Origin of the sequence: Streptomyces azureus, from assembly GCF_001270025.1 — a bacterium.
In the GTDB taxonomy this organism is placed as follows: domain Bacteria; phylum Actinomycetota; class Actinomycetes; order Streptomycetales; family Streptomycetaceae; genus Streptomyces; species Streptomyces azureus.
The window spans coordinates 45,906-58,242 of sequence record NZ_DF968213.1 but is presented as its reverse complement, the minus strand read 5'-3'; the positions used below and the strand labels follow the sequence as shown (position 1 = coordinate 58,242).

Sequence of the window (12,337 nt, the reverse complement as noted above, 5' to 3'; positions counted from 1 at the left end):
CGGCACCGCAGCCACCCGCACCACCAACCCCCTCCTCCTCACCCTCCTCATCACGGTCTCCGCCTACGTCGTGGCCACCCGCCGCCCCCACACCCCCTGGTCCCGCTCCTACGGCGCATTCGTCAAACTCGCCCTCGCCGTCCTGCTCATCCGCCTGCTCTTCGCCACGATCCTCGGCTCCCCCATCCCCGGCACGCACACCCTCCTCACCCTCCCCGAAGTCGGCCTCCCCGCCTGGGCCCAGGGCATCCGCCTCGGCGGCGAGGTCACCGCCGAGGCCCTCACCTTCGCCCTGTACGACGGCCTGAAACTGGCCACCCTGCTCATCTGCGTCGGCGCCGCGAACGCCCTCGCGAACCCCTCCCGCCTGCTCAAGTCCCTCCCCGGCGCCCTGTACGAGATGGGCGTCGCGGTCGTCGTAGCCCTCACCTTCGCGCCCCACCTCATCGCCGACGTCCAGCGCCTCCGCGCCGCCCGCCGCCTGCGCGGCCGCCCGGACAAGGGTGTCCGGGGGCTGCTGCACGTGGGCCTGCCGGTCCTTGAGAGCGCGCTGGAGCGCTCGGTGTCGCTCGCCGCCGCGATGGACGCCCGCGGCTACGGCCGTACCGCCCAGGTCCCCGCCGCCGTCCGCCGCACCACCGCCGCCCTCACCCTCGGCGGTCTGCTCGGCGTGTGCGCCGGAACGTACGGTCTGCTCACCGCCGAAGGCGCCGCCTACGGCATCCCGGTGCTCCTCACCGGCCTCGCCGCCGCCCTCGCGGGTCTCCGGCTCGGCGGACGGCGGTCGCCGCGCACCCGGTACCGCCCCGACCGCTGGGACGTGCGCGCCTGGCTGGTCGTCGCCTCCGGTGTGGCGGTCGCAACGCTCCTCACGCTCGCCGCCGCCCGGAACCCCGCGGCCCTGCACCCCGGCGTGGTGCCGCTCGTGGCCCCCGCACTCCCCCTCTGGCCCGCGGCGGCGGTCCTCCTCGGCCTGCTGCCCGCGTTCGTCGCCCCCGATCCCAAGGAGCCGTCGTGATCCGCTTCGAGGATGTGTCCGTGACGTACGACGGTGCCGCCGAACCCACCGTGCGGGGCATCGACTTCGAGGTCCCGGAAGGTGAACTGGTCCTCCTGGCCGGCCCGTCCGGTGTCGGCAAGTCCACCGTCCTGGGCGCGGTCAGCGGGCTCGTCCCGCACTTCACCGGCGGCACCCTGCGCGGCAGGGTCACGGTCGCCGGCCGCGACACCCGCACCCACAAGCCGCGCGAACTCGCCGACGTGGTCGGCACGGTGGGCCAGGACCCGCTCTCCCACTTCGTCACCGACACCGTCGAGGACGAACTCGCCTACGGCATGGAGTCGCTGGGCCTCGCCCCGGACGTGATGCGGCGCCGCGTCGAGGAGACGCTCGACCTGCTCGGCCTGGCCGGCCTGCGCCACCGTCCGATCGCCACGCTCTCCGGCGGCCAGCAGCAGCGCGTCGCGATCGGCTCGGTCCTCACCCCGCACCCGAGCGTCCTCGTCCTGGACGAGCCGACCTCCGCGCTCGACCCGGCCGCCGCCGAGGAGGTCCTGGCCGTCCTCCAGCGGCTCGTGCACGACCTCGGCACGACGGTCCTCATGGCCGAACACCGCCTGGAACGCGTCATCCAGTACGCCGACCAGGTCGTACTCCTCCCCGGCCCGGGCGCACCCCCGGTCCTGGGCGCCCCGGCCGAGGTGATGGCCGTGTCCCCGGTGTACCCGCCGGTGGTGGCCCTGGGCCGACTGGCGGGTTGGCATCCCCTTCCGCTGACGGTCCGTGACGCGCGCAGGCGGGCAGCGGCTCTACGCGAACGGCTCGACAACGCCCCCCGGGGGCGCGGGGCTGTCATCGATGTGCGGCTACCGCCGCGTGGGCGCGACCAGCCCCCCGCAAGCCGCACAGCCGAAGTACAAGCCCTCTCGGTCACCCGAGCCCGCATCCAAGCCCTCCGCGGCATCGACCTCACCATCACCCCCGGCGAGACCATCGCCCTCATGGGCCGCAACGGCGCAGGAAAGTCCACCCTGCTCAACTCCCTGGTCGGCTTGGTCACCCCCAGCTCGGGAACCGTCCGGCTCGGCGAAGCCGTACCCCACCGCACCGCCCCGAAGGACCTCGTCCGCAAAGTCGGCCTGGTCCCGCAGGAACCCCGCGACCTGCTCTACGCCGACACCGTCGCCGCCGAGTGCGCGGCGGCCGACCAGGACGCGGGCGCGGAACCCGGCACCTGCCGTGCCCTGGTCACCGAACTGCTCCCCGGTGTCAGCGACGACACCCACCCCCGGGACCTCTCGGAGGGCCAGCGACTCGCCCTCGCCCTGGCCGTCGTACTGACCGCCCGGCCCCCGCTGCTCCTGCTGGACGAGCCGACCCGCGGCCTGGACTACGCGGCGAAGGCCCGCCTGGTCGCGGTGCTCCGAACCCTCGCCGCCAAGGGGCACGCCATCGTGCTGGCCACGCACGACGTGGAGCTGGCCGCCGAGATCGCCCACCGGGTGGTGCTGCTCGCCGACGGCGAGGTGATCGCCGACGGCCCGACGGCGGACGTCGTGGTCTCCTCCCCCTCCTTCGCCCCGCAGGTCACCAAGATCCTGGCCCCGCAGCACTGGCTCACGGTCTCCCAGGTCCGCGCGGCCCTGCACCCCGAGGCCGGCTCATGACCACCCAGCGCCAAGCCCGGGCCGTCCGTCTGGGTCCCCGTTCCCTCGCCGCCCTCGCCCTCGTCAGCGCCGTGGGCGTCGTCGCCTTCGGCTGGCCGTTCCTGACCCCGCCCACCTCGCGGCTCAGCGCTCACGCGCAGGACGCGCCCTGGCTCTTCGCGGGCCTGCTGGTGCTGCTCGTGGCGGTGGTGGCCGCGGCGATCTCGGAGTCCGGTCTCGGCCCGAAGGCGGTCGCGATGCTCGGCGTGCTGGCCGCCACGGGGGCGGCCCTGCGGCCGATCGGCGCCGGTACCGCCGGGATCGAGCCGATGTTCTTCCTGATGGTGCTGAGCGGGCGGGTCCTCGGCCCGGGGTTCGGGTTCGTCCTCGGCTCGGTGACGATGTTCGCGTCCGCGCTGCTCACCGGCGGGGTCGGCCCCTGGCTGCCGTTCCAGATGCTGGCGATGGGCTGGTTCGCGATGGGCGCGGGTCTGCTGCCGGGCCCGGACCGGCTGCGCGGCCGGGCGGAGCTCGTGATGCTCGCGGCCTACGGCTTCCTCGCCGCCTTCGCCTACGGCACGGTCATGAACCTGGCCGGCTGGCCCTTCATGAGCGCCCTCGCCTCCAACGTCGCCTTCGACCCGCACGCGGCGGTCGCCGCCAACCTGGCCCGTTTCCTCGCATACTGCCTGGCCACCTCGCTGGGCTGGGACCTGGGCCGGGCGATCGTCACGGTCGTACTGACGCTCACGCTCGGCCCCGCGGTCCTCCGGGCGCTGCGCCGCGCCACCCGCCGGGCTGCCTTCGAGACGCCGGTCACGTTCGACGCGCCCCGGACGTGAAGCCCCCACATCCCTGCCCGGCCCGGTACGTCAGCCGGTACTCACCCGGAGTTCCTTCACTCCGTTGATCCACGCTGACCGCAACCGGCGCGGATCCTCGACCAGTCGCAGACCCGGCATGGCGTCGGCGACGGCGTTGAAGATGAGGTCGATCTCCAGCACGGCGAGGGACTTGCCCAGGCAGTAGTGGGGGCCGCCGCCGCCGAACCCGAGGTGGGGGTTGGGATCGCGGGTGATGTCGAAGTCGTCCGCCTCGTCGAAGACCTCGGGGTCGTGGTTGGCGGAGGCGTAGAAGAGGCCGACCCGGTCGCCCTTGCGGATCAGCTTGCCGCCCAGCTCGGTGTCCTGGGTGGCGGTGCGCTGGAAGGCGGCGACCGGGGTCGCCCACCGCACGATCTCCTCCGCCGTCGTCGATGGCCGCTCCCTCTTGTACAGCTCCCACTGCTCGGGGTGGGTGAGGAAGGCGTGCATGCCGTGGGTGATGGCGTTGCGGGTGGTCTCGTTGCCGGCGACGGCCAGCATCAGCACGAAGAAGCCGAACTCGTCGGAGTTGAGGTTGCCCTGGTCCTCCGCCGCCACCAACTGCGTGACGATGTCGTGGGCGGGGCACTGCTTGCGGTCGGCGGCCATGTTCATCGCGTAGGCGATGATCTCCGTGGCCGACTCGGCGCCGACCTCCTCGGTGATGGCGTACTCGGGATCGTCGTAGGCGATCATCTTGTTGGACCAGTCGAAGATCTTGTCCCGGTCCTCCTGCGGCACGCCCATCAGCTCGGCTATCGCCTGGAGGGGCAGTTCGCAGGCGACCTGGGTGACGAAGTCGAAGGGGCCGGTGTGCGTGCGGGCCGCCTCGACGATGGAGTGGGCCCGGTTGCGCAGGCGCTCCTCCAGGGCGCGGATCGCCCGGGGCGTGAACCCGCGCTGCACGATCTGCCGCACCCGCGTGTGCTCCGGCGGGTCCATGTTCAGCAGGATGAACCGCTGCGCGTCGATGGCGTCGCGCTCGATGTGCTCGTTGAAGCGGATGATCGCCGTGTTGAGGTACGACGAGAACAACTCCGGGTGCGTGGAGACGAACTTGACGTCGGCGTGCCGGGTGACCGCCCAGTACCCCTCGTCCTGGAAACCGGCGAGACCTGCCGGCTGCGGCACCCAGCAGACCGGCTCCACCCGGCGCAGCTCGGCGAACTCCGGCAGGGGCACGCGGCTGTGCAGCAGGTCCGGGTCGGTGAAGTCGAACCCCTCGGGCAGCGCGGGACAGGACATGGCGGCTCCCACCACTCGTACCGACTCTGATTCTGACGGCCCATCAGCTGTGCGGAGTTGCGGTGACGGTAGTAACGAGTTCTACAAGTAGCAAGGGGCGCGGGCCTCTCAATTACCCGCACGACTCTTGCGGTCGGCGAGCAGTCCTCAGCACACTGCTGGCAGAACTAGAACGCGTACTAGTTCCGCGTAGCCTCCCGGAGAGGACCCGCACCCATGGCTGCCGAACCCGTGATCGTCGAAGCCGTACGCACCCCCATCGGCAAGCGCGGCGGCGCGCTCGCCAACCTGCACCCCGCCTACCTCCTGGGCGAGACGTACCGCGAACTCCTCGGCCGCACCGGCATCCCGGCCGACTGCGTCGAGCAGATCGTCGGCGGTACGGTCACCCACGCCGGCGAGCAGTCCATGAACCCCGCGCGCACGGCCTGGCTCACGATGGGGCTCCCCTACGAGACGGCAGCGACGACCGTCGACGCGCAGTGCGGGTCCTCGCAGCAGGCCTCCCACATGCTGGCCAACATGGTCGCCACGGGCGTGATCGACGTCGGCATCTCCTGCGGCGTGGAGTCGATGTCCCGGGTGCCGCTCGGGTCGGGCTCGAAGCACGGGCCGGGCAAGCCGTTCCCGGACGAGTGGAACGTCGACCTGCCGAACCAGTTCGAGGCGGCCGAGCGCATCGCCCGCCACCGTGGCCTGACCCGGGAGAACGTCGACGCCCTGGGCCTCGCCTCCCAGGAGCGGGCCGCCCTCGCCTGGGCGGAGGAGCGCTTCAAACGAGAGACGTTCGCGGTCCAGGTGCCGACGACGGAGGAGGAGCAGCACGCCGGGCAGGGCATGTGGCGCCTGGTGGACAAGGACGAGGGCCTGCGCGACACGACGGCGGAGGCGCTGGCCGCGCTGAAGCCGATCATGCCGACGGCGGTTCATACGGCCGGCAACTCGTCGCAGATCTCCGACGGGGCGGCGGCGATCATGTGGGCGTCGAAGAGGATGGCTCGCGCCCTGAAGCTGCGGCCCCGGGCCCGGATCGTGGCCCAGGCCCTGGTGGGCGCCGACCCCCACTTCCACCTCGACGGCCCGATCGACGCGACCAAGGCCGTGCTGGGCAAGGCCGGGATGTCCCTGAAGGACATCGACCTGGTGGAGATCAACGAGGCGTTCGCGTCGGTCGTACTGAGCTGGGCGCAGGTCTTCGAGCAGGACCTGGAGAAGGTGAACGTGAACGGTGGCGCGATCGCGCTCGGGCACCCGGTGGGAGCCACCGGGGCCCGGCTCATCACGACGGCACTTCATGAACTGGAGCGCGCGGACAAGGAGTTCGCGCTGATCACGATGTGTGCGGGGGGCGGTTTGGCCACCGGCACGATCATTCAGCGGTTGTAGTCGTCGTCCAGTCGATGAAGGTGGTGAACGTGGCGGGGTCGAGGGTGAGGATCGGTCCCGCCGGGGTCTTGGAGTCGCGTATGGCAACGGTGGTGTGCGGAATTTCGGCGACTTCGAGGCACTGGCCGCCCTGGTCACTGCTGTACGTCGACTTACGCCACTGCATCTCCATAGCGATCCTCCACTACGCGCCGGATGAGCTCCGCCGAGTCCTTGAGGGAGAGCGCGGCAGCCCGAAGATGATCGTAACGGAGCGAGCAGTCCTTGACGGTGTCCGGATTCGCTGTCGGATGCTCGCTGCCGTAGCTCTCCGTGTAGACGATGGTCGGGTCGCTCGCAAAGTGGTAGAGGTCGAATGAGCCTGTCAGTCCCGCGTGAGCCCCGACGGAAAGCGGCAGCACCTGGATGTTGACCCGGAGGTTGTCCTCGAACGACAACAGATGGGCCAGTTGCTCCCGCATGACTTCCGGGCCACCGATCTCCAAGCACAGCGCGGCTTCGCTGAGGACAGCCCAGAAGACGGGCGCATCCCCCTTCTCGAAGACGCGTTGACGAGCCAGGCGGACTGCCGTGCGGTCTTCGAGGTCGCTCCGGTCAAGGGCGCCGAGCACGGCCTGCGCGTATCCCTGGGTCTGAAGCAGCCCGAGGACCATGTGCGTCTGGAAGGAGCAGACCTCGGTTGCCCGCATCTCCAGCTCGGCCACCTGCTGAAACCATGCCGGAAGCCGACTCCGCAGCACCAGTTCGACCAGCCGGGAGAACAAGCCGTCCGTGCCCAGCGCCGCATCCGCCCGCTCACTGAACTCCGGCGTCGGAACCTTCCGTGCTGTCTCGATCTGGCCCACCAGCGAGCCGGTGTAGTTGAGGATTCCCCCGAGCTGCTTCAGCGTCAGGCCCGCCGCCTCCCTGCGCCGCCGCAGCTCGAAGCCGTAGTAATCGAGCGGAGAAGCACCCGGGTCAAGGGCGTTGATGTTGGTCACACAGAGCCCCTCTCACGCAACTCCGTCCACCACGGGACGGGTTGTATCCGTTCCGTAGCCCAGAGTAGTCACGGCACGTCAGTCTCGTCCCGTGAACGAATACATTCCCGCCCAGTACACGATGCGCCTCACCGTCGGTGAACACGCGCCCCGCCACGTCCGCCGTATCGTCCGCTCCTTCCTCGAGGAGTGGCGCATGCCCGAGCTGTCGGACGCCATCGAGCTGGGCGTGACCGAGCTGCTCGCGAACGTCGTACAGCACGTCCCGGACCGCCGCTGCGCGCTGCTGTTGCTGCGGCAGCCGACCGGCGTGCGGGTGGAGGTGTCGGACGGTAGCGACCGACTCCCCTGCACACCGGCCTCATTGGACGCGGACTCAGAGAACGGCCGTGGACTCCTTCTGCTCGACGCGATGGTCGGCAAGTGGGGTGTGTCGCCGTGGCGCGGGGGCGGAAAGACCGTGTGGTTCGAATGCGAGAGCGAAGCCCCTACACGCCCGCCAAGGGGTGCGGTTCTCCCCCGCTCGGGTTCACTGGCCGACGTGCTCGGCCGCGGTCTTCGGGAGCGCGAGCATCACGAGTGCCGCCACGACGTAGACCACCGCGGAGACGACGAGAACGATGCTGAGCGCGTGACCGTAGTCGGCCGGTCCCGGTGCGCCGGTCGCCGATCCGGTGACGGCGGTGAAGAAGACCGTACCGAGAACGGCGATGCCGATGGCGCCGCCGATCTGGTTGACGGTGGAGAGCACGCCCCCCGCGGCGCCCGCATTGCGTCCGGGGACGCCGGCGAGGACCACGTTGACGAGTATGGGGGCAGCGAGACCGAGCCCGAGGCCGCCGACGAACAGGGCCAGGGCAAGGTGCCAGTAACCGGGATCGTTGCCGTCCCTGATGACCGCCCACAGGACGAGCTGGGATGCCGCGATGGTGAGCGAGCCGGTGACGAGCAGTGCCCTCCCGGCCTTGGCAGCGAAAGCGACCCCGAGTCCTGAAGTGATGATCGAGCCGAGCGCGTAAGGCAGGATCACCAGGCCGGTCTCCAAGGCGGTGCGGTCGGTGCCGTTCTGGAGGTAGACCGAGAGGGTGAGGAAGTACGACCCGAGTCCGCCGAAGAAGAGCACGGACGCGCTCAGGCCGATCGCGAAGGCGCGGATGCCGAGCAGAGCGGGATCGAAGACGGGTTCGTCCCCGCGTCCGGCGAGGCGACGCTCGTAAGTGAGGAAGATCGCCAGCACGGCGATTCCGGCGGCGAGGAGGGCGTAACTTGCCCATGTCCATCCCCAGGTCTCGGTCTGGATGATCGGCAGGAGCAGAAGCAGGATGCCCGAGGCCGCGAGCAGCGCGCCCAGGAGGTCCGGCCGCGCGGTCGAGGCGGAGCGGGACTCCGGCAGCACCTTCGCGCCGATGATCAGTGCCAGGATCGAGACCGGCACGTTGATCCAGAAGATCGTGCGCCATCCCAGACCGAACACGTCCCCGTCGACGAGCAGCCCGCCCAGCAGTGGGCCGGCGACCGACGCGAGGCCCTGCACCGCCCCGTAGGCGCCGAACGCCTTGGCACGCTCGCCCGGAGCGAACGATGCCCGGATGATCCCGAACACCTGCGGGACCATGACCCCTGCGGTCAGCCCCTGCGCGGCTCGCATGCCGATGAGCATTCCCGGATCGGCGGCCAGGGCGCAGAGCGCGGAGGTGAGCATGAACCCGGCCAGCCCGATCATGAACAGGCGCTTGCGGCCGTACTGGTCGCCGAGCCGTCCGCCGGTGACCAGGCCCGCGCCCAGGGCGAGGACGTAGGAGGCGATCATCCACTGGATCTCGGCGTCGCCGGCCCCCAGGTCCTGGGCCACCGCCGGGGCCGCGACGGTGACGATCGTCGCGTCGAGAAGGTCCATGAAGGAACCGAAGAGCACCACCAGGAGCGCTGCGCTCGCGCCCGCGCCGGAGATGGGTACCGAGGCAGCCGCGGGTGCACGCGTGTCCTCTTGAGGGATCTGTGAAGCGGTCATGCCGATGACCATGACAGCTATAGTTGCCACGGAGTGACCGCTTTCGGTGAGGGGATGAGGCATGGCCGCCACCTCCGCGCGGACGCTCAAGCTGCTGTCGATCTTCGGGATCGGTGCGACCCTGACCGCCGAAGAACTCGCCACCAGGCTCGGGACGTCGGTGCGGACCGTGCGACGCGACATCGACATGCTCAGAGAACTCGGATATGAGATCGAGGCCGTGCGCGGTGCGGGCGGCGGTTACCGGCTCGGCCGCGCCACCCGGTTGCCGCCGGTCGTCTTCGACGAGGACCAGGCTGTCGCGGCGGCCGTCGCGCTCCAGACCGTCCCCGCGGTCCTGTCCGGCATCCGCGAGAACTCGGCCCGCGCTCTCGCCACGCTGCAGCAGGCGATGCCCGCCCGCAGCCGTGTCCACGCCGAAGCATTCACCGTCTCCGCGGCGCGCAACTACTGGGAGTTCCCCGCAGCGCCCATCGACGCTGAGATCGTCCGAGTCATCGGTGGCGCGATCAACCGGCAGCACATCGTTCGCGTGGACTACGCGGGCGAGGACGAACCCACGACACTCACGCTGGAACCGCACGACCTCGTGGTGTGGGCGGCACGGTGGTACCTCGTCGCGTTCCAGCCGGACGCGGACCGATGGCGCGCGATGCGAATCGACCGCCTCGAACCACGCATGCCCACGGGGAGAACCTTCGACCGCCGCGACGTCCCGCACGGCGACCCGGTCGTATTCGTCATGAGCACGTACGACCGCGGCGACACCCCGGCGGAATGGCCGTGCCGCGGGTCGGCACTCGTCGCGCTGCCTGCGCCCGTCGTCGCCCGGTTCGCGCCCGGCGGATCGACGGTCGAGCACGTCACGGACTCCAACTGCCGGCTCACGCTCGGTGCGTGGTCATGGGCAGGGGTGGCAGGACTGCTCCTTACGTTCGACGCCGACCTCACGAGCATCGAACCGGCAGAACTGAGACAGGCGCTGCGCTCCTTGCACACCCGCGTCGACGAAGGACTCAGGCGCTCTACGTGAGTTCACGCCGTCCAGCCGCTCACCGGAGTGCGGTCAGCGCCTGCTGACTGGTCCCAGGGTGCGCGAGGTCATGGACCGGCACTGACGGAACTGTCGGCCTTCTCTTGCGCCGCGGTCACGGCGTCCCGCGCGACCGCAGACCGCGGCCCCGTCAGCACGTACACCAGCCCGAAGCCCACCCCGACGGCGACGGCCCCGCCCACCGCGTCCAGCACCCAGTGGTTAGCCGTCACGACGATCGCGGACCCGGTGAACAGCGGGTGCAGCAGCCCCAGGGCCTTGATCCACCAGCGGCGCGCCAGCACGGCGATCACGACGCCGCACCACAGCGACCAGCCGAAGTGCAGGGACGGCATCGCCGCGTACTGGTTGGTCAGGGCGGTGAGCGTGCCGTAGTCGGGCTGGGAGAAGTCCTGGACGCCGTGGACGGTGTCGACGAAGCCGAGCGTCGGCATCAGCCGGGGCGGGGCCAGCGGGTAGAGCCAGAAGCCGACCAGGGCGAGCAGGGTGGCGAGACCCAGGGCGGAACGGGCCCAGCGGTAGTCGGCGGGGCGGCGCCAGTACAGGACGGCGAGGACCGTCAGCGGGGCGGCGAAGTGGAACGACCCGTAGTAGAAGTCGAAGAAGTTCCGCAACCAGTCGATCCTGACGACGGTGTGGTTGGCCCAGTGCTCGATGTCGATGTGCAGGGCGCGTTCCAGGCCGAGGACCTGCCGGCCGTTCTCCTCGGCCTCGGCCCGGCCGGCCGAGATGCTGCCCCCGGTGGCGGCGAGCCGGACCTGGGAGTAGGCGGCGTAGGTGACCCGGAGGAGGAGCAGCTCCAGGAGGAGGTTCGGCCTGGTGAGGACCCGGCGCAGGAAGGGCACGAGCGGGATGTGCCGGAAGCGGGGCGGGGCGGTGGGGGCGTACTCGGTCGGTAGCGGCGACTGGTAGTGCGGGGAGGTGCGGGAGAGGAACGGCACGGCCGTGGCGGCGGCGAGGGCGGCGAGCAGGACGAGGTTGGTGCGCAGCGGGTCCAGCGACGGCATGTCCGGCAGCATCGTCCTGGCCGGCAGGGTCATGACCAGGACGACGGCGACCGGCCAGACGTAGCGGTCGGAGGCGCGTCTGCCGGCCCGGCCGACGACCGCGAGCAGCACCCACAGCAGCTGGTGCTGCCAGGCCGTGGGCGAGACGACGATCGCGGCGCAGCCGGTGATCGCGACGGCGAGGAGGAGCTGGCCGTCGTCGAAGTAGCGCACGGCGCGGCGCAGGGCCAGGACGGCGACGCCCGCGCCGAGCGTCAGGAGGAGCGCGACCTCCAGGGGGCCGTTCAGGCCGAACCGCAGCAGGGCGCCATGCAGGGACTGGTTGCCGAGGTCGTCGGCCCGGCCGCCGAGGCCGACGCCGGCCATGTGGTGGACCCAGTAGGTGTGGGAGTCGTGCGGCATCACGGCCCAGGCGAGCACGGTGCAGGCGGCGAAGGTGACGCCGGTGGAGAGCGCGGCGTGTCTGCGGCCGGTGAACCACAGCAGGGGCGTGAAGAGCAGCAGCGTGGGCTGGAGCGCGGCCGCGACGCCGATGAGCAGGCCGCTGGTCCGCTGGCCGTGGGCGGCGAAGCAGCCCAGCAGGACGAGCAGGACCGGGATGATGCTGGTCTGACCGAGCCACAGGGTGTTGCGGACCGGCAGAGACAGCATGAGCAGGCCGATGGCGACGGGGGCGGCCAGCAGGGCCGTGCGGCGGCCGATGGGATGGGGCAGGGCTCGGGCGGCGATCAGGCCGAGGGCGGCGACCAGCAGCAGTGTGCCGAAGGTCCAGCCCCAGCCGAGGGCCTGTTCGGCCGCACGGGTGAGGGGCTTGAGGACGAGCCCGCCGAAGGGGGTGCCGGTGAAGCGGGTGGAGTCGTAGAGCGATCCGGTGACGTGCAGCACGCCGTTCGGCCCGACCCAGGTCTCCAGGTCCGTCAGCCGTTCCCCGCGTGGGCTGCCGAGGACGACGGCGACCTGCCGTGCGGCGAGGGCCGCGACGATCAGCCACAGTCCGAGGCAGGCCATACGCAGGCGTGCGTGGGTCCCGCCGACGGCTGTCGCTCCGAAGGCTTCCGTCGGTCGTCCGCTGCGTTCCGCGTCCGTCACGCCCGTCGGCCTCCCGCCCCGTGCACCCCTGACGCCCGCCCTCCTTTTGTCCCTTT

10 protein-coding genes and 1 pseudogene are annotated in these 12,337 nt (G+C 71.0%); 6 read left to right on the top strand and 5 right to left on the bottom strand.

The annotated features are described in order from the left end of the window. From AOQ53_RS05410 to AOQ53_RS05400, 3 genes are all read left to right on the top strand, one after another. Nucleotides 1-1,018, top strand: a 1,018-nt coding sequence (locus AOQ53_RS05410; protein ID WP_059415424.1) for a CbiQ family ECF transporter T component, incomplete at its 5' end; no start/stop codon positions are given. Continuing rightward, nucleotides 1,015-2,667: an ABC transporter ATP-binding protein gene (locus tag AOQ53_RS05405; RefSeq protein ID WP_059415423.1), complete on the top strand. Its 1,653-nt coding sequence runs from the start codon at nucleotides 1,015-1,017 to the stop codon at nucleotides 2,665-2,667. The genes AOQ53_RS05410 and AOQ53_RS05405, both read left to right, overlap by 4 nt. After that, a complete protein-coding gene (locus AOQ53_RS05400) occupies nucleotides 2,664-3,488 on the top strand; it encodes an ECF transporter S component (protein WP_059415421.1) in 825 nt (274 codons plus the stop codon). Before AOQ53_RS05405 ends, AOQ53_RS05400 begins: the two co-directional genes overlap by 4 nt. 30 nt (nucleotides 3,489-3,518) lie before the next feature. On the opposite strand, the gene AOQ53_RS05395 is transcribed toward AOQ53_RS05400, so the two are convergent. Then, nucleotides 3,519-4,754, bottom strand: coding sequence for a cytochrome P450 (locus AOQ53_RS05395; protein WP_059415420.1), 1,236 nt, complete (start codon nucleotides 4,752-4,754; stop codon nucleotides 3,519-3,521). 216 nt (nucleotides 4,755-4,970) lie between these two features. Between AOQ53_RS05395 and AOQ53_RS05390 the strand changes: the two genes are divergently transcribed. Continuing rightward, a complete protein-coding gene (locus tag AOQ53_RS05390) occupies nucleotides 4,971-6,140 on the top strand; it encodes a steroid 3-ketoacyl-CoA thiolase (RefSeq protein WP_059415418.1) in 1,170 nt (389 codons plus the stop codon). Here AOQ53_RS05390 and AOQ53_RS05385 read toward each other — a convergent pair. Then, nucleotides 6,124-6,312 carry a DUF397 domain-containing protein gene (locus AOQ53_RS05385; protein ID WP_059415417.1) on the bottom strand — a complete coding sequence of 63 codons (189 nt, stop codon included), beginning with the start codon at nucleotides 6,310-6,312 and terminating at the stop codon, nucleotides 6,124-6,126. The genes AOQ53_RS05390 and AOQ53_RS05385 overlap by 17 nt on opposite strands. Further along, the gene (locus AOQ53_RS05380; protein WP_059415415.1) at nucleotides 6,293-7,120 is read right to left on the bottom strand and encodes a helix-turn-helix domain-containing protein; all 828 of its coding nucleotides are present in this window, start codon (nucleotides 7,118-7,120) and stop codon (nucleotides 6,293-6,295) included. The genes AOQ53_RS05385 and AOQ53_RS05380 overlap by 20 nt, the downstream gene beginning before the upstream one ends. Nucleotides 7,121-7,241: 121 nt before the next feature. Between AOQ53_RS05380 and AOQ53_RS40410 the strand changes: the two are divergent. Beyond that, nucleotides 7,242-7,595 (top strand): annotated as a pseudogene (locus tag AOQ53_RS40410) (ATP-binding protein); the annotation flags it as partial. A gap of 54 nt (nucleotides 7,596-7,649) precedes the next feature. Here the strand turns inward: AOQ53_RS40410 and AOQ53_RS05375 are convergent. Then, complete coding sequence (locus AOQ53_RS05375; RefSeq protein ID WP_059415429.1) at nucleotides 7,650-9,131, bottom strand: MFS transporter; 1,482 nt, start codon at nucleotides 9,129-9,131, stop codon at nucleotides 7,650-7,652. 61 nt (nucleotides 9,132-9,192) lie between these two features. Here AOQ53_RS05375 and AOQ53_RS05370 point away from each other — a divergent pair, with 61 nt between their 5' ends. Continuing rightward, nucleotides 9,193-10,164 (top strand): helix-turn-helix transcriptional regulator, encoded by a 972-nt coding sequence (locus tag AOQ53_RS05370; protein ID WP_059415413.1) that lies wholly within the window; start codon nucleotides 9,193-9,195, stop codon nucleotides 10,162-10,164. Between the two features lie 68 nt (nucleotides 10,165-10,232). Here the strand turns inward: AOQ53_RS05370 and AOQ53_RS05365 are convergent, their stop codons facing one another. Beyond that, nucleotides 10,233-12,281: a bifunctional glycosyltransferase 87/phosphatase PAP2 family protein gene (locus AOQ53_RS05365; protein WP_059415412.1), complete on the bottom strand. Its 2,049-nt coding sequence runs from the start codon at nucleotides 12,279-12,281 to the stop codon at nucleotides 10,233-10,235. Nucleotides 12,282-12,337: the final 56 nt, after the last annotated feature.

Coding starts and splice junctions, on each gene's coding strand:
- AOQ53_RS05400 (WP_059415421.1), top strand. CDS start 2,664: ATGACCACCCAGCGCCAAGCCCGGGCCGTCCGTCTGGGTCCCCGTTCC.
- AOQ53_RS05395 (WP_059415420.1), bottom strand. CDS start 4,754: ATGTCCTGTCCCGCGCTGCCCGAGGGGTTCGACTTCACCGACCCGGAC.
- AOQ53_RS05390 (WP_059415418.1), top strand. CDS start 4,971: ATGGCTGCCGAACCCGTGATCGTCGAAGCCGTACGCACCCCCATCGGC.
- AOQ53_RS05385 (WP_059415417.1), bottom strand. CDS start 6,312: ATGGAGATGCAGTGGCGTAAGTCGACGTACAGCAGTGACCAGGGCGGC.
- AOQ53_RS05375 (WP_059415429.1), bottom strand. CDS start 9,131: ATGACCGCTTCACAGATCCCTCAAGAGGACACGCGTGCACCCGCGGCT.
- AOQ53_RS05370 (WP_059415413.1), top strand. CDS start 9,193: ATGGCCGCCACCTCCGCGCGGACGCTCAAGCTGCTGTCGATCTTCGGG.